Source organism: Viridibacillus sp. NPDC093762 (assembly GCF_050279675.1).
In the GTDB taxonomy this organism is placed as follows: domain Bacteria; phylum Bacillota; class Bacilli; order Bacillales_A; family Planococcaceae; genus Viridibacillus.
The window spans coordinates 35,051-51,823 of record NZ_JBNNUK010000005.1; the positions used below are offsets into that span (position 1 = coordinate 35,051).

Sequence of the window (16,773 nt, forward strand, 5' to 3'; positions counted from 1 at the left end):
GGTGCCTTTTATTATTCTATTAGAGAGAAAATTTTTAAATATAAAAATGAATAGTTATTATTTTTTGAAAGAGAATGTTTTAACTGAAAAATTAACAGATATTGAAGGCTTTTCTCATTCTCTAGTTCCTAAAAAGCAATTACAGCAGTTTGAAACAGTTTATATTGATTTAACGAAAAGTGAAAATGAATTATTTCAGAATTTGCATCGTACTAATAGAAAGCAAATAAAAAAAGCAGCAGACCATCATTTTCATATAGAAGTTCTTGAAAAACCATCAATTGCAGATATTCGAGCATTTCAAGAGTTTTATAATCAATTTACTACTTATGCAAACACTTACTCTTGTAATTCCTTTCATGTAAATACGATGAATATTTTAAAAGACAAAAATGCACTTGTCATTACAAAAGTTTTGAATGAAGAAAAAGAAGTGCTTTGTTATCGAGTGTATATCTCGGACGGTAATATAGCTTTTTGTTTATATTCTGCCTCTCATTTTCGGATGAAAGAAAAAACTGAAGAAAAAAGATTATTAAGTGAAGCGAATAGATATTTGATTTGGAGAAATATATTATATTTTAAATCAAGAAACCATACAATTTTTGATATGGGTGGACTAACAACGAATCCAAATATTCGTAGTTTCAAGATGGAGTTTGGTGGGGAAATAGCTTATGTTTACTCGGGCTATGTAGCAAATTCAAAATTGGGTCAGTTAATACTTTGGCTACGTGCAAAAAAAATGAGGAAAGGATGAAGAACTGGGGGCTCTTATTATTTCATTAGATTTTGAACTGAATTGGGGCGTACATGATGTTTTTACTATTGAAAATTACGGGGAAAATATTTTAGGAGCACGTATAGCAATCCCTAAAATACTACAGTTATTTCAGAAGTATGATATTCATGCTACATGGGCTATAGTTGGGATGCTGCATTGTAAAAACAAAAAGGAACTTTTAACTTGCTTAGAAAGTATAGAAGTTCCATATGAAAATGAAGTTTTATCAGCAAAACATAACCTACCGAATGTCGGTGAAGATGAACAAGCGGATTTATATCATTATGGAAATTCGCTTATTAATATGATTAGAGAAATACCAAACCAAGAAATTGGTTCGCATACTTTCTCGCATTACTACTGCCTAGAAGAAGGGCAGCGAATCGAACATTTTGAAAAGGATTTGCAGGCAATGGTTAATTTGAATGAAGGGATTTCATCTTTAGTATTTCCAAGAAATCAAGTGAATTTAGAGTATTTAAAGCTATGTGCTGAATATGACATCACTGCTTATCGAGGGAACGAAGCTAGCTGGATATACGGCCCATATATTAAAGAAATGAATACAACTATAAAGCGAATGCTTCGATTAGCTGATCATTATATAAATATTACGGGTCATCATAGCTATAAGTTAGAGAAAGTAAGAGTGCACCCGATAACCAATGTACCATCTAGCCGTTTTTTAAGACCATATAGCAATAAATTTAGAATATTAGAGCGACTTCGATTACAACGCATTAAAAATAGCTTAACGGTAGCCGCCAAAAATAATGAATATTATCATTTATGGTGGCATCCACATAATTTTGGAAAGAACACCGAAAAAAATCTTCAGTTTCTTGAGGAAATATTACAGCATGTGGACTATTTAAAGAGGAAATATAATTTTCAAAGCATGCATATGAGAGATATGGTAGAATTGATCAATTTGAATAAGATAAATTAAAAGTTCGGAGAGAACAGGCAATTTCTTTTCGGACTTTTTTTATTTGTAGTCAACTTCACCTTATACATAACCTAAACTGTTATATCTAAAACCGTGTGAATCGCATGCCCAAACAAGTGAGCTGTGGATACAGCTTGTCCGGCTGCTCGAGCTGATGCAATAGCGGCATTATCAGTGGCTACTAGAGGTGCAGCATAAAGTACAACGATTCAGTACCTCAGTTCAACCATTTTATACAGCTTACTAATTGTGTAATTGACTTTGTTGTTAGCCGATTAAAAATTATTTATTTACATAAAATTTATTTGTTGACATTTATTTCATAACGTTATATAGTTAGTTACGCAAGTAACTAACCAACTAACTAACTAAATTTAACTCACAAGAGGGGGGAGATACTTTGAAATTAGATGTAAACAGTGAAGTACCAATTTTTCAACAAGTGGCAGAAATTATTTCAAATGAAATATTGAATAACAATATACTTGAGGGGCAACAAGTACCTTCCACAAATGAAATCGCGGAATTTTATCAGATAAACCCAGCGACCGCGAGGAAAGGGTTAAATATACTAGTTGAAGATGAGATTTTATATAAAAAAAGGGGAATAGGTATGTTTGTAAATGAAGGAGCAACAGGGAGGATTTTACAACAAAGAAAAAATGAATTCACCCATGTTTTCTTAAAGCCATTATTAGAAGAAGCGAATCGTCTAGGGATTTCGGTTGATGAAATTAAGAAACTAATTGATAATCAGGAGGAATAAACATGACTGTTGTTCAGATAGAAAATGTTTCTAAGAAAATAAAAGATCATATGATTTTAGATAATCTAAATTTTGAATTTGAAGAAAATCAAATTGTTGGATTTCTAGGTAAAAACGGTTCTGGGAAAACATCACTAATGAAAATTATCGCAGGAGAGTGGGCTTCGACTTCTGGTCAAGTATATGTAAATGAACAAAAACCATTTAATAACCAAAAGGTGCTAAGTAAAGTTTGTTTTATTCAGGAAGGAAATAATTTTCCTCCAGATATGAAAATCTCTGAGTTATTGAAACTAAGTAAAAACTTCTATCCGAACTGGAATAATGAGATTGCAACATCACTTCTAACTCTTTTCGATTTAGATAGCACAAAGAAAATTAAGGAATTATCTAAAGGAATGGAATCCGCGGTTGGAGTAACGGTAGGTATTTCAAGTAGATGCGAAATTACAATTTTCGATGAGCCCTATATCGGTATGGATGCGAATGCACGAAAGAAATTTTATAAATTTCTTCTGAATGATTATATGGAGGTTCCTCGTACGATTATTTTTTCAACGCACTTAATTGATGAAGTAAGTTCCTTATTTCAAAAAGTTTACATTATTAATAAAGGGAAATTGCTTTTAAATATCCAAACGGATGAGCTGAAAGAGAAGGTCTATACGATTACAGGACCGACAAAAGAACTTGAGAAAATAAAGAATGGGTTTACTATTTTGGAAGAAAAACATTTTATGGGGAATGGAGAAATCATCGTCTTCGATCAATCACATATACAAAATGAAGTGCCACCAAACTGTAAGAAAAATGCGTTGAATATGCAAGACATTATTGTTCATGTAACTGAGAAAGGGGAACAAATTCTATGAATCGGGTACTTACAGCTAAAAAGATTTTGGAAGTAAGAAACATAAAAACACAAAGTATCTTCTGGGGATTCTTATTATTATTTCTAACACTTAGCCTTATTCTCACAGTAACCGTCAATAACTTTACAACGCAGTTTACGAACAATGTAGCCATTTACATTTTTCTAGCAATATCCAGTTATGTTTTAATGCGAAAACACTTTAATTATTGCATTCACTTTGGTTTAACACGGAGCGAATTTATAAAAGCAAGTATTTTGAGCCGTATTCAAAATGTCATTGTAATGGTGCTAATCAATATCATCATTCTAGTCATTGTAAATCAATTGAAAACTTCATTTAGTATCCAACACTTTAACCTCTTTAATTGGAGTAGCATTTTTACGAATCACTCATTAATTGTTACTAATATTTGGGTTGATTTTTGTATAGGTGTATTAGTTAGTAGTGCAGCTTTGCTGAGTGGTGCATTGTATTATAAATGGGGATTAGTTGGTCCTATTAGCGTCTCAGTAGTAATTGTATTATCTGCATCATTACCTTTTATTCGCTCCAACTTATTTGACTTTTTCCTAGAAGTATATGAACAACAAGCTCTTGCTTCTTTTGGCTGGTTATTGATTGTTTCCATCATCTTATGGGCTTGTACGTATTTGTTATTAAATAAAGTGGATTTGAAAAGAGAATAGTTGATTACTAAACGCTCTATTAAAGAAAAAATGCAATTTAAATAGTTTGAATATTCCGTTAAGGTGAATCTGGTAAAGTATCATAGCTTTGTCTGAGAGATGTATACTCTAATAATTAACTTTCATAAGATGAAAGGATTCAAGAAATTTAGCCTAGAAGGGGAATAGCTGAGTGAACAAAAAAATTGTCTTTAAGATTATTGGTTTGGAACTTCTTTTGATGGTCTTTTATGCGGTAAATGGCGCCTTTGTAACGATTACAGAACCTACTAGCCCATATTTACAATTTATTATGCTAGTTCCATTTGCAATCATTCTTTTCCTATATATAGCTTATAAAAAGAAATGGCGTCAATATTTCTTTGTAAAGGTTCATCTTAATAAAGAAAATCTATTGCTTTATGTACCGCTAATTCTTGTATTATGTATCATTCTATTTAGCACCAACGGCTTAAATTTCAAATCTGTTCCTAACCTTGTCGCTATGTTTATCATGCAGTTTGTAATCGTCGCGTTCATCGAAGAGACAGTTTTCAGAGGGATGATGCTTCGAATTTTATCGGCAAAAGGCACTTTTTTGGCAGTTTGGATTTCAAGTATTCTTTTCGGCGTGACGCACTCATTACAGTTATTAGGTGGTCAATCAGTTGAAGATACGATTATTCAAATTTTGTATGCACTTGTTGTAGGATTAGTGTTAGCATTGCTTGTAATGGATGGGCAGTCGATTATCATTACGATGATGTTCCACGGCTTTAATAACTTTTTTAACTTTATGGGAAATGTCGAAAGTTCAATCACATCAGCATATATCATCTTTTTCGTATTATTAGTATATTCAATTTTCCTATGGAAACGAGTAAAGAACAATGGGAAAACATATTCTTCAGTACCTTTAGGATCTTTAGCTAAATAAATGAAATGCCAAGACTACAAATTGTAGCTCTTGGCATTTTTATTTGAAGCGTTTTATAATAATGATGGCCATCAATATCAAAACAATAAGACCAGCAGAGATAGGGAAAAAGAGTTTGTTCTGTAACGTGTTGAGTATAGTGGACTGTTGTTCATGCCTCATGACTGCCTTCAAATACAGTTCATCCTTTACTTGAACAGCAATTGCTTGCGATGTACTAATTCCTTTAATGGAGAAGTACATAGTTCCTTTTTCATAAGTATTTGAAAAGTTCCCACCAAGTGGTTCCATATCTGAATAACTCGTGACATGTCCAATTTCTTTGTCTATATCAGTGACAGGTTCATCAGTTACTTCATAAACATAGCCATTCCAAGAAACGAATGAAAATGCCCATGTAGTAGCAGAGGAATGCTTCGGTAAAATCATTAAACAAGTAAAGAGAAAAAGAAAGATAATCTGTTTCAATTTTTAAAAAATTCCTCCTTCAAGGGATTTTCCTAGTTTTACATATTATAATATGAAAATTAGTACAAAATGAAGAAAACTTGGTTATATTTTTAATAAGAATTAGAGAGATAAGGGGGCACTAAAATGGGGAGATCCAAAGAATTAGTAATGCGGGAAATTCCACAATCCGAGATAGGTCAGTCGATTGAATTACTAAACTATGTGTTTCAAATTTCCTTATCTATCAATAAGGACCGATTATTTGTAAATGCAAAAAGTAAACAGTTTGATGAGGGACTAGCACTTGGTTGGTTTGACCGAGAGCAACTTGTCGCACAAGTTTTAAATTTGCCTTTTCAAGTGAATATTCATGGAACGATATATGATATGAGTGGCATGACAGCAGTTGGCACTTATCCGGAATATTCAAGCCATGGTTTAATGCATACACTAATGGTTGAGAGTATGAAAAGGATGCGTAAAGAAGAGCGCTATATAGCCTATCTATTCCCGTATTCAATTCCTTATTATCGCAAAAAAGGATTTGAAATTATGAGCGATATTCTGGAATATCAAGTGAAAGATACGCAACTACCTTTTTATAGAAATATTCCCGGACAAGTAAGACGTATGAAGGATGACTTTTCGGATCTTCGTGATGTATATAACAGGTATGCTCGGAATACGCATGGTGCGATGAAACGAAATGCAATAGCTTGGAATGAGAAATTCCAAGAATCGTATTGGGAAGAGAAATTTGAAGGTAGTGATACGAAACTACAAGCTGCCGTGTATTATGATGATGACGGTTTAGCTCTTGGATATATGTTCTATCGGATTATGGAAGAGGATTTTTATATTGATGAGCTTGTATATTTGAAGGAAGTTGCTCGTAAAGCACTATGGAACTTTGTACATGCCCATCGTTCGATGATTTACCATGTATATGGCAAAACTTCTGGCAATGATGCGATAGCTTTCCTAATGGAAGATAGTGAAATCAAGCAAAATGTCTCTCCGTACTTCATGGCAAGAATTATTGATGTCCAAAAGTTTCTTGAGCGTTTTCCTTTTGTAGAATCGAACTTCCACATTCGTTTAGCTTTAACGGACACCCTTCTAGAATGGAATCATGGAACCTTTGAAATTACTGTTCGATCAGGAGATGTAACGGTCGAAAAGGTAAGTAATGAGCTTGAGGCAAATACTGTACAAATGACGATTCAAACGTTTGTCACAATGTTCTTAGGGTATAAGCGTCCAAAGTATTTGCATAGTATAGAAAGGTTAAAAGGTGATACTGCATCTGTTGCCTTACTTGAAGTGATCTTGCCAAATGCGGTACCAAGTTTTATCGATTATTTCTAGTAAATTTGAATAGACAATATGAGCGGAATTCTGTATTATAAATATAACTAAAAACGAAAGGGTGACCCAATTACATGAAGTACTAATCCTATTTTTTCGAAAGCTAAGAATGAATCGTATTTTAAATCAGATGAAATACTCTGTTTTTTCAAAATGCCTTCATTCCAGTGTTTTCAGAATAGGATTGTTATTCATGTGTTGGACAAAAAAGAGACGTCTCTTTTTGCTGTGCACCCATGCCTCCTATTCTGATGTAATAGGGGGCATTTTTTTGTCCCGATACATGAGGGGAGAGATTTTTTTGATGTTATTAGAAGCAAATGAATTGCAGTATTCAATTAAGGATAGAGAAGTTTTTAATATAGGAAAGTTACAAATCAATGACCATGATCGCATTGGTTTAATCGGTATAAATGGCTCTGGAAAAACGACATTGCTTGAAGTTTTGGCAGGATTGAAAGAACCCGAGAGCGGATATGTGAAAGCTTACAGTACGATAGAACTTGTACCACAGTTAAAGGAATCGACATCTGCAAAGAGTGGTGGGGAAGTTACAAAGGCTTATATACAAGGTGCACTAGCGAAGAGTGCCCGTCTACTAATAACGGATGAACCAACAACTCATTTAGACACGCTTCATGTGGAATGGCTTGAAGGAGAGTTACTAAAAAGAGGTGGCGCATTATTAATCGTATCCCATGACCGTGCATTTCTAGATGCAGTTTGTACGAAAATTTGGGAGCTGGAAGACGGAGGATTAAAAGAATATAAAGGGAATTATTCAGACTATGTTGAGCAAAAGAAAATTGAGAAAAAACAGCAAGAAGCATCTTACGAAAAATATACAACTAAGAAAAAACAGTTAGAGGAAGCCTTAGTTTTAAAAGAAAAGAAGGCAGTAAGAGCAGCAAAAGCACCGAAATCAGTGAGTAAATTGGAAGCATCCAAAACAAAACCGTATTTTGCAAAAAAACAAAAGAAATTACAAAAAACAGCCAAAGCAATTGAAATGAGATTAGAGCAATTAGAAAAGGTGGAGAAAGTAAAAAATCCGGTTGCGATTAAAATGGATTTACCAAACGCTGAAACGGTGAAGGGTAAAATTATAATACGAGTAGAAGATGTTGAAGGTCGTGTAGGAGAGCGATTGCTTTGGCAAAAAAGCAGTTTTCAAATACGGGGAGGAGATAAGGTTGCTATTACCGGGAATAATGGTAGTGGAAAAACGACTTTGCTAAAGAAAATCGTTGGGCAAGGAAAAAGTATGACCATTTCACCGGCAGTGAAAGTCGGTTATTTCAGTCAAAACTTGAACGTGTTAGATGTTGAGAAATCTATTTTAGAAAATGTCAGCGAACTATCTGTACAAGATGAGACATTTATTAGAACCGTACTGGCAAGGCTTCATTTTTATAGGGATGATGTATATAAAAAGGTAGGGGTGCTCAGTGGCGGTGAGCGTGTGAAAGTAGCGCTTGCTAAAATTTTCGTCAGTGATGTAAATACGTTGATATTAGATGAACCGACGAATTTCCTTGATATAGATGCAGTCGAGTCATTTGAATCGCTCTTAAAAGAATACGAAGGAACAATCATCTTCGTATCTCATGATCGACGTTTTGTAGAAAATATTTCTACTCGACAGTTAAAAATTGAGAAGGGTAAACTTCAATTTTTTGAAGGGCCTTTAAAAGAAAGTGTGCAAACAAAGAAAACGAAAGCACCTGATAACAAGGAAAATGAGTTATTAATCTTGAATTTAAAGATTTCTGAAGTGTTAGGGCGACTTAGTGTAGAACCTACAAAGGAGCTTGAAAGTGAATTTCAACGACTAATAGAAAAAAAACGTAAATTATAATAGTAGAACCTCAAAAAGGGTGAAAGACTTCCTTTTTGGGGTTCTATTATTTATATCTAATTTTCTAGTGGTCTTCATGGCAGTAATATTAGCGATTATTATAATGATGTTCTTTATCTATACAATGAAAAGTACAACTGAAGTGCGGATGAGCGGTTGCAAATAGAACGTGAAAATCTACAAGTTCAACAAAAAACGCTAACAGAAATGAATGAGCGAATTATATATATAGAATAAATGTTAAAAGGGGTTGAATAAATAAAAAATGGATATACTAATATTGAAAGAACTTAAGATGATCCAAATAAATTCGCAGAAGTTTTCAAATTAGGCGTCATTAAATAGAAGGGCAAGATCTTCATGTTAATCAAATGAAATATAAGGTAATTATTTAAAATAAAAAGATTATTTAAATAATTTTCAAAATATTATCAAAGATAGAATTTGATTGAAAAGCCCTATTTGATAAGGTTTTTGAGCTATTTGAAAGAAAAAGTGTAATGTGGAATTCTGTTCTTTTGTTTTTTATTCGTTACAACACTTGCATATCTCGTAAGTGCATGGTATTATGAGGTTAGTTATTTTTGTTCGGTGCAAAGGGCAGTATAAGTTTGACTTGTCGTCTGGACCATCACTTTGGACAAGGATAGTAATACAATGTGTGGATATCACACTAGGAGGCAACAATAATGGAACAAGGTACAGTAAAATGGTTTAACGCAGAAAAAGGATTTGGATTTATCGAACGCGAAAACGGAGATGACGTATTCGTACACTTCTCAGCAATCCAAAGTGAAGGATTCAAATCTTTAGACGAAGGTCAAAAAGTTACTTTTGACGTTGAGCAAGGCGCACGTGGCGCTCAAGCTGCTAACGTTCAAAAAGCTTAATTTGAACTAGCTGTAGAAAAAACCGATTCTCTTTTGAGAGTCGGTTTTTTTATTGTCTTTTTTATTTTCCATAGTGTGGCGAACAATGGTGCATTTACTAGATAGCACATAAACTCATATTGCGATGATGAGAGTATGTCAAATTGCTTCAACACGTTTACGTATAATACTTTGAGGAAAAGTGAAACATATGATTAGTGCAATATAGTGAAGCTTTATATTCTTTAACTTCTGCAATTGAACTATTTCAACTTCAAATTGAAGAAAACTTAATTATGAGGGTGTTGAAAAAAGTGAAGGAATTTTACGCAGATTTACATATTCATATTGGTCGTACCAAAAGTGGTAGACCTGTAAAAATTACAGGAAGCAAAAGGTTAAATTTACGACGTATTTTAGAAGCGGCGAGTGAACGAAAGGGTATTGACCTAATAGGCATTATAGATTGTCATTCTCCAGAGGTCATTGAAGAAATTGATGAGATGATACAAGATGGAGAGATGGTGGAAATTGCTGATGGAGGGTTACAGTTCGGAAACTCTACCTTGATACTTGGTTCAGAAATTGAAATATACGATGAGCACTGCCACGGACCCATTCACGTCCTTGCTTATTTTCCAACTATTGAAATTATGAAAATTTTTTCGATGTGGATGAGTGGCTATGTGAAGAATATCAATTTAAGTTCTCAACGTGTTTATTGTGATGGTATTACACTTCAAAAGAAAGTGCGTTCACTTGGAGGTTTATTTATTCCTGCGCATGTGTTTACTCCTTTTAAAAGCTTATACGGTAAAGGTGTATTATTTAGTTTAAGTGAGGTATTTGATCCATCTATGATAGATGGAATTGAGCTTGGTTTAAGCTCAGATACGTATATGGTGAGAGGTATAAAAGAGTTAGAGCAATATACCTTTTTAACGAATTCAGATGCCCATTCTGTCGGTAAAATTGCAAGAGAATATCAAAAAATGAGACTTGATCATGCAAGTTTTACTGAATTACAAAAAGCGCTTCAAGAAAAAGACGGACGAGCTATTGTTGCTAATTATGGTTTAAACCCTTTGCTTGGAAAATACCATCAAACGGTTTGTGGTGGCTGTGCTGCAAAAGTAGATGAGGGCTTATCAGAATGCCCTGTATGTCACAAACATAATATCATTAAAGGTGTTGCCACTAGAATTAAGGAGCTATCTGAAAGTGAAGAGAGCGAACGACCTAGACCGCCATATATTCATCAAGTTCCGCTAGATTTCATACCAGGACTCGGACCGAAATCACTAGAACGCTTACTTCTTGCAGTTGGGACAGAAATGAATATTTTGCAAAAAGCAACTTATCAAGAGTTAGCAGCAGTAGTGCCAGAAAAATTAGTTCGTTATATTGACCAATCACGCAAAGGGGAGTTGTTAATAGAAGTTGGTGGTGGAGGTAAGTATGGTAAGGTACAAAAAGAAGAGTCTTAATGATTTTCAGTGTGAAAAGCTTTCGACGAATGGATTAGCCATTTGCCGCAAGCTTATTTTGTTTATTTTCCTGCGTTACTTTGACTGATGAGATGTTGATATTCTTCATCGATTAGCGCAATGTCTAATCGTTCAAACAACGGCTCTACAAATTGAATGGATGTTGGTAATTCCACTAATTCATGCCACGAGACATCATTAATTCCAAGCATGTCTCGAATTTTCTTTGTTGAGAATGGTACAAAGGGTTCTAGTAATTGTGATAAATTCGCAATGATATAGACGCATGTTGCAAGTGTATTCGCACAACCAACTTCATCATCTTTTACTTGTAACCATGGTTGTTGTTCGTCAAAGTATTTATTGGCCTGGCGGATGTAAGAAAAGATTTCTTCAAGTGGTGCTTTGAAATGCCCTTGTTCAATCGCGATAGCTACTTCATCATATAGTTTTTGCGTTTGAAGTTTGATTGAAGTATTCAGCATGCCTTTAGGAATTTGTTTATCGAATGATTTTTCGATAAATTTAAATGTCCTGTTAACGAAATTTCCATATGCACCTAGGAGCTCGCTGTTGTGACTATAAATAAACTCGCGCCAAGAAAAGTCTGTGTCTCGATTTTCTGGTGCATTAATCGTCAAGAAATATCGAATTGTATCTGCATCGTATTTTTCAATAATATATGGTACCCATACCGCCCAGTTTAGACTAGTGGAGAGTTTTCTTTTCTCTAGTGTTAAGTATTCATTTGAAACAATATGTGTTGGGAGGGCAGGGCTATTTAATCCCATTAAAATAGCAGGCCAAATAATTGTATGGAAAGGGATATTATCTTTCCCATGAACGTAATAAGTGATTGTGTCGCTATTCCATAAATCTTGAACGTTTTTCTGATGCTGTTTTGCCCATTCTAAAGTAGCAGTGTAATATCCTGACACGGCTTCAATCCAAACATATATTTTCTTACCGTCAAAACCATCTATTGGTACATCGATTCCGTTTGGTAAATCTCTCGTAACGGCTCTATCAGGTACGCCTTCTGATAAGTATCGTTCGGATAAGTCAATTGCATTTTGGCGCCATGCTTTTTGTTCCTTTGCATTTTGTACATAGTGTTCTAATGCGTTTTGCATCTTACTAAATGCAAAGTAAAAATGCTCGGTTTCTTTCACGATGGGTTGATTGCCACATATTTTACATCGTCTATCGATTAAATCGAGTGGGTCTAATATTGTTGAGCAATGATCACATTGATCCCCACGTGCCTTGCTACCGCATACTGGACAGATTCCTTCGACAAAACGGTCCGGCAAAAACTGCTTGTCGTATTCGCAATACGTTTGTTCAATTGTTTTTTTATATAAAAAGCTGTTATCTAGTAGCTCCAAAAAGATATTTTTTACAGCTTGATGGTGGTGTACAGCATCGGTACGCGTATATAAATCGTAAGTAAAACCCAGTTTGTTAAAACAGGTTGTAAATTCTTCATGATATCGATCTGCAATTTCTTTTACAGTAACACCTTCTTGATTTGCTCTTATAGAAATTGGCGTTCCGTTACAGTCGCTACCGGATACATAAAGAACGTTTTCTTTCTTTAATCGATAATATCTAGCTAAAATATCTCCTGGTAATAATGCCGCAATATGCCCTAAATGTAATGCTCCGTTCGCATAAGGCCATGCTCCACCAATAACAATATTCATTAAAAAATCCCTCCTAAAATAAAAAAACTCGCCCTAATCAAAATAATTGATCAGGACGAGATTATATACCCGTGTTACCACCTTCGTTTGCAAACAGCTTGCACCATTTGCCTTCATCAGTACGCCAATTAGGGATACTGTTGCTGTTATAACGAGTGCCTTTCTCGTCGTAGCCTACTAAATAAATCGTTCGGTACGAAGCTCAGAGGTCATTTTCAAATAGTAAAGTTCACTTCATTTCCACCAACAGAAGCTCTCTAGACAACTTAATTTATTTTACTTTTCCTCATCAACGCGTGTTTCTATATGTTGAAAAGAAGTATAAAACACTATTGATGGAAAAGCAAGTATATTTCGAATAATGGATTAGCTATTGAATGAGGATGAATCTAATAATATGTTATAATTATCTAATTTACAAAATTGGAGGAAGACTATGCAAGCTGTAAAAAAGATACTACAGTTTTTAAAACCGTATAGATGGTTGGCCATTTTAGGGCCGTTATTGATGGTAGTCGAAGTAACGATGGACTTAATTCAACCGACTATTATGCAACATATTATCGATACAGGTATTGCTAATCAAGATCATACATATGTTGTGAAAATGGGCATTCTAATGATTGTCAGTGCAATAGTCGGGCTTATTGGTGGAGTAGGTTGTTCCATTTTTAGTGCTAAGACAGCTGTCCATTTTGCAACGGATATTAGAAAGGATATATTTAATACAATTACTTGTTTTTCGAGTAGTAATAGAGAATCGTTTGGGACCGGAAAGCTTATTACGATAATGACAAGTGACGTAGAGGCACTACAACGTGCTTTACTGATGACTTTGAAAATTTTTGTACGTGGCCCCTTATTATTTGTCGGAAGTATTGTCATAGTGTTTATGACTGCTAGAGAGCTATTTCCAGTACTACTCATAGTAGTGCCGATCTTAATAATCTGTATCTATTTTTTCACGAAATTATCAGGTGCTATGTTTGGTAAAGTACAGCAAGCGATAGATGCAGTGAATACAAAATTGCAGGAAAATTTAGCTGGAATTCGCGTTATTAAAGCATTTAATCGAAAACGCCATCAAATTGAACATTTTACGGATGTTAATGATCAATTAACAAAACGAACAATCACTGCAGACCAAGTCGTAGCGGTTTTGATGCCTTTGACAATGTTTGTCATTAATATGGGGATTATTGCGGCACTTTGGTTTGGAGCAATAAAGGTGGATAATGGTACGCTACAGGTAGGTGTTATTTTAGCATTTATAAATTATTTAACGATAATAATGAATGGTCTAATTTCTAGTAGTATGGTGTTAATGCAAATTGCCCGCGCTTTTCCCTCTGCAAATCGAGTGCATCAAATACTTGCAACACCAATTGACATCCAAAATACTGAAAAACCTATCCAACTAGATGAAGCAATAGGTGCTGTTACTTTTGAAAATGTAAGCTTTAGCTATAGTAAAAATGGAGAGCAAGTGTTGAAAAACATTTCATTTACTGCGCACCCAGGAGATTTTATAGGCATTATTGGAACAACAGGCAGCGGGAAGTCAACGCTTGTTAAAATGATACCAAGACTTTTTGATGTGGATCAAGGACAAATCTTCATAGATGATATACCGCTTAAGCAGTATGATTTAGAAACGCTTAGAGAAAACATTGGATTTACACCACAAAAAGCAACGCTATTTTCGGGGTCAATAAAAGAAAATTTACAATATGGGTATCAAAAAAGTATAGAAAAAGATATGTATAAAGCACTTGATGCTGCGAGTGCTACGGAATTTGTTGAGAAATTAAAAGATAATTTACAGCACAATTTAACACAAGGTGCAACAAACTTATCAGGTGGACAAAGACAGCGTTTAGCTTTAGCAAGAGCTTTTATCAGAAAGCCATCCATCCTTATCCTAGATGATACTACTTCTGCAGTTGATAGTATTTCAGAAAAGAATATACAACAGGCAATTGCAACAGATTATCAAAAAACGACAACTTTTATAGTGGCTTCTAAAATTTCCTCCATTATCAATGCCAATAAAATTTTAGTAATGGAAGACGGAGCGATTGTTGGTATGGGGACTCATGAAGAATTGCTTGAAAATAATAAAGTCTATCAAGAAATTTACGATACCCAAGTGGAAAAAGGAGGGGTATTAAGTGAATAAACAACAAACTAATCAACCCCGTAACGGATTAGAACGTGGACCACATTTTCGTGGTCCTGTTGTGAAACCGAAAAACCAAAAACAAACGCTAAAACGAATTTGGGATTATGTGAAACAGCAGCGAATGCAACTCATAGGAGCCATTTTCCTCGTTATATTGACAACGGTTTTAAGTTTAGCAGGACCACTTCTAATTGGTGTAATCGTAGATGATTATATTATTACAAAAGATTTAAGTGGCACGGCCAAAATGTTATTTATTTTGGCGGGTGTATATGTATTAACGTCAATTTTCACTTGGCTTCAAACATATGTCATGATCAATGCAGCGTTAAAAACGATTCAAAAGCTAAGATTAGATCTATTTGAAAAGTTGCATTCACTTTCATTACGTTTCTTTGACAAAAGGTCACAAGGGGATTTAATGAGTCGTGTAACAAATGATATTGATAACTTAAATGTTGCATTGAGCCAAAGTGTCGTTCAAATTGTTTCATCAATACTAACGTTGATTGGTACGAGCATTGCAATGTTCATACTAAGTTGGCAGTTAGCGATTGTCACTTTAACCATTATTCCGCTAATCGTATTCGTATCGAAACAAATTATTAAAAAGAGTAGTGTGAACTATTCTGAAAGACAACGTGATTTAGGGGTATTAAACGGCTATATCGAAGAGACTATAACTGGCTCTGAAGTAATTACTCTATTTGGTCAAGAAAAAATGACGACTGCACATTTTGCAAAGGTCAATGAAAGTTTGAGAACATCCGCTATGAAGGCTGAAATAACTTCTGGCTTTCTTGGACCCATTAATAACTTTATGAACAATCTTGGTTTAGGGTTAGTGATTGGGACAGGGGCACTGATGGCGGTAAGTGATCATACATCAATCGGCGTCATTGCGGCATTTGTAACGTATACACGTCAATTTTTCCGACCAATTAATCAGCTATCTAATTTGTTGAATACATTTCAATCTGCCATTGCAGGAGCAGAGCGTGTGTTTGAGATAATGGATGAAAAACCAGAACGAATTGATGGACCAAATGCAATTGTAAAGGAACAGCTTAAAGGGGATGTTTCATTCCGCGATGTTACTTTTTCGTATGATATAGGTAAACCAGTCTTAAAGAATATTTCATTTCAAGCAAAAGCAGGTGAAACGATTGCGCTTGTGGGTCCTACAGGGTCAGGGAAGACAACGATTATTAATTTGCTGACAAGATTTTATGATATTGATCAAGGTGAAATATTACTAGATAACGAAGATATTCGTTCTTATAAAATAGCCAATGTCCGTGAAAAGGTTGGCGTTGTATTGCAAGATACGTATTTGTTTTCTGGAACAATTATGGATAATATCCGCTATGGTCGACTTGATGCATCAGATGATGAAGTCATTCAAGCTGCGAAGGTGGCATATGCTCATTCGTTTATAAAATACTTACCAGATCAATATCAAACGGTGATTAAGTCAGGTGGAGTGAATTTAAGTCAAGGACAACGCCAACTGCTGGCAATTGCAAGAGCCATTTTAGAAGATGCGGATATTCTTATTCTTGATGAGGCCACCTCTAGTGTAGATACACGTACTGAGGTGCAGATTCAAAAAGGCCTAAAACATTTAATGACTGGTCGAACGAGTTTTGTCATAGCACACCGTTTAAAAACGATAGAAAATGCCGATAAAATACTTGTTATTAGAGACGGAGAAATAATAGAGCGTGGCAATCATAAAGAACTCATAGAGCAACAAGGATTTTATGCTGAATTACAAAGGAAATTAGATATTCTACCAACATCATCTTAAATTGAAAAAAGATTGTAGTTATTATTACCTATCATCTTATTCACTTAATATAACATTCATAGAGGTT

15 protein-coding genes and 1 other annotated feature are annotated in these 16,773 nt (G+C 34.6%); of the genes, 12 read left to right on the forward strand and 3 right to left on the reverse strand.

Going from position 1 to position 16,773, the window contains the following annotated elements; all coding sequences use genetic code 11:
* The first annotated feature begins 46 nt into the window (after nucleotides 1–46).
* Entirely contained in the window at nucleotides 47–760 is a 714-nt protein-coding gene (locus ACQKM9_RS08455; RefSeq protein ID WP_427733949.1) for a hypothetical protein, read from the forward strand.
* Between the two features lie 172 nt (nucleotides 761–932).
* Nucleotides 933–1,733, forward strand: coding sequence for a polysaccharide deacetylase family protein (locus ACQKM9_RS08460; protein ID WP_427733950.1), 801 nt, complete (start codon nucleotides 933–935; stop codon nucleotides 1,731–1,733).
* Between the two features lie 71 nt (nucleotides 1,734–1,804).
* Here ACQKM9_RS08460 and ACQKM9_RS08465 read toward each other — a convergent pair whose 3' ends face one another.
* Nucleotides 1,805–1,942, reverse strand: a complete 138-nt coding sequence (locus tag ACQKM9_RS08465) for a putative immunity protein (protein WP_427734131.1) — start codon at nucleotides 1,940–1,942, stop codon at nucleotides 1,805–1,807.
* 191 nt (nucleotides 1,943–2,133) lie between these two features.
* On the opposite strand from ACQKM9_RS08465, the gene ACQKM9_RS08470 reads away from it, so the two are divergent.
* The 4 genes from ACQKM9_RS08470 (at nucleotide 2,134) to ACQKM9_RS08485 (ending at nucleotide 4,976) form a co-directional block, all read left to right on the forward strand.
* Complete coding sequence (locus ACQKM9_RS08470) at nucleotides 2,134–2,499, forward strand: GntR family transcriptional regulator (RefSeq protein WP_427733951.1); 366 nt, start codon at nucleotides 2,134–2,136, stop codon at nucleotides 2,497–2,499.
* Nucleotides 2,500–2,501: 2 nt separating this feature from the next.
* Nucleotides 2,502–3,371, forward strand: coding sequence for an ABC transporter ATP-binding protein (locus ACQKM9_RS08475; protein ID WP_427733952.1), 870 nt, complete (start codon nucleotides 2,502–2,504; stop codon nucleotides 3,369–3,371).
* Nucleotides 3,368–4,060 carry a hypothetical protein gene (locus ACQKM9_RS08480; RefSeq protein WP_427733953.1) on the forward strand — a complete coding sequence of 231 codons (693 nt, stop codon included), beginning with the start codon at nucleotides 3,368–3,370 and terminating at the stop codon, nucleotides 4,058–4,060. Before ACQKM9_RS08475 ends, ACQKM9_RS08480 begins: the two co-directional genes overlap by 4 nt.
* Before the next feature lie 172 nt (nucleotides 4,061–4,232).
* Nucleotides 4,233–4,976, forward strand: a complete 744-nt coding sequence (locus ACQKM9_RS08485) for a CPBP family intramembrane glutamic endopeptidase (protein WP_427733954.1) — start codon at nucleotides 4,233–4,235, stop codon at nucleotides 4,974–4,976.
* Between the two features lie 39 nt (nucleotides 4,977–5,015).
* Here the strand turns inward: ACQKM9_RS08485 and ACQKM9_RS08490 are convergent, their stop codons facing one another.
* Nucleotides 5,016–5,405, reverse strand: coding sequence for a hypothetical protein (locus ACQKM9_RS08490; protein WP_427733955.1), 390 nt, complete (start codon nucleotides 5,403–5,405; stop codon nucleotides 5,016–5,018).
* Nucleotides 5,406–5,570: 165 nt separating this feature from the next.
* Between ACQKM9_RS08490 and ACQKM9_RS08495 the strand changes: the two genes are divergently transcribed.
* The 4 genes from ACQKM9_RS08495 to ACQKM9_RS08510 all read left to right on the forward strand — a co-directional run bounded on the left by ACQKM9_RS08495 (nucleotide 5,571) and on the right by ACQKM9_RS08510 (nucleotide 11,008).
* Entirely contained in the window at nucleotides 5,571–6,794 is a 1,224-nt protein-coding gene (locus ACQKM9_RS08495; RefSeq protein ID WP_427733956.1) for a GNAT family N-acetyltransferase, read from the forward strand.
* 301 nt (nucleotides 6,795–7,095) lie between these two features.
* Nucleotides 7,096–8,652: a Vga family ABC-F type ribosomal protection protein gene (locus tag ACQKM9_RS08500; RefSeq protein ID WP_427733957.1), complete on the forward strand. Its 1,557-nt coding sequence runs from the start codon at nucleotides 7,096–7,098 to the stop codon at nucleotides 8,650–8,652.
* Nucleotides 8,653–9,341: 689 nt separating this feature from the next.
* Nucleotides 9,342–9,542 (forward strand): cold shock protein CspC, encoded by a 201-nt coding sequence (gene cspC / locus ACQKM9_RS08505; RefSeq protein ID WP_010331195.1) that lies wholly within the window; start codon nucleotides 9,342–9,344, stop codon nucleotides 9,540–9,542.
* A 293-nt stretch (nucleotides 9,543–9,835) separates the two neighbouring features.
* The gene (locus tag ACQKM9_RS08510; protein WP_427734132.1) at nucleotides 9,836–11,008 is read left to right on the forward strand and encodes an endonuclease Q family protein; all 1,173 of its coding nucleotides are present in this window, start codon (nucleotides 9,836–9,838) and stop codon (nucleotides 11,006–11,008) included.
* 62 nt (nucleotides 11,009–11,070) lie between these two features.
* On the opposite strand, the gene metG is transcribed toward ACQKM9_RS08510, so the two are convergent.
* Nucleotides 11,071–12,714: a methionine--tRNA ligase gene (metG, locus tag ACQKM9_RS08515; protein ID WP_427733958.1), complete on the reverse strand. Its 1,644-nt coding sequence runs from the start codon at nucleotides 12,712–12,714 to the stop codon at nucleotides 11,071–11,073.
* 48 nt (nucleotides 12,715–12,762) lie between these two features.
* Nucleotides 12,763–13,016: a binding site (T-box leader), on the reverse strand.
* A gap of 134 nt (nucleotides 13,017–13,150) precedes the next feature.
* Between metG and ACQKM9_RS08520 the strand changes: the two genes are divergently transcribed.
* Both ACQKM9_RS08520 and ACQKM9_RS08525 read left to right on the forward strand, forming a co-directional pair.
* On the forward strand, nucleotides 13,151–14,893 hold the full coding sequence (locus ACQKM9_RS08520) for an ABC transporter ATP-binding protein (RefSeq protein WP_427733959.1): 1,743 nt from the start codon (nucleotides 13,151–13,153) through the stop codon (nucleotides 14,891–14,893).
* Nucleotides 14,886–16,706, forward strand: a complete 1,821-nt coding sequence (locus tag ACQKM9_RS08525) for an ABC transporter ATP-binding protein (RefSeq protein WP_427733960.1) — start codon at nucleotides 14,886–14,888, stop codon at nucleotides 16,704–16,706. The genes ACQKM9_RS08520 and ACQKM9_RS08525 overlap by 8 nt, the downstream gene beginning before the upstream one ends.
* Nucleotides 16,707–16,773: the final 67 nt, after the last annotated feature.

Excerpts from the sequence above, each read along its gene's own strand:
- cspC (WP_010331195.1), top strand. The coding sequence starts at position 9,342 with ATGGAACAAGGTACAGTAAAATGGTTTAACGCAGAAAAAGGATTTGGA.
- ACQKM9_RS08455 (WP_427733949.1), top strand. The coding sequence starts at position 47 with ATGAATAGTTATTATTTTTTGAAAGAGAATGTTTTAACTGAAAAATTA.
- ACQKM9_RS08475 (WP_427733952.1), top strand. The coding sequence starts at position 2,502 with ATGACTGTTGTTCAGATAGAAAATGTTTCTAAGAAAATAAAAGATCAT.
- ACQKM9_RS08490 (WP_427733955.1), bottom strand. The coding sequence starts at position 5,405 with ATGATTTTACCGAAGCATTCCTCTGCTACTACATGGGCATTTTCATTC.
- ACQKM9_RS08520 (WP_427733959.1), top strand. The coding sequence starts at position 13,151 with ATGCAAGCTGTAAAAAAGATACTACAGTTTTTAAAACCGTATAGATGG.
- metG (WP_427733958.1), bottom strand. The coding sequence starts at position 12,714 with ATGAATATTGTTATTGGTGGAGCATGGCCTTATGCGAACGGAGCATTA.
- ACQKM9_RS08495 (WP_427733956.1), top strand. The coding sequence starts at position 5,571 with ATGGGGAGATCCAAAGAATTAGTAATGCGGGAAATTCCACAATCCGAG.
- ACQKM9_RS08460 (WP_427733950.1), top strand. The coding sequence starts at position 933 with ATGCTGCATTGTAAAAACAAAAAGGAACTTTTAACTTGCTTAGAAAGT.
- ACQKM9_RS08480 (WP_427733953.1), top strand. The coding sequence starts at position 3,368 with ATGAATCGGGTACTTACAGCTAAAAAGATTTTGGAAGTAAGAAACATA.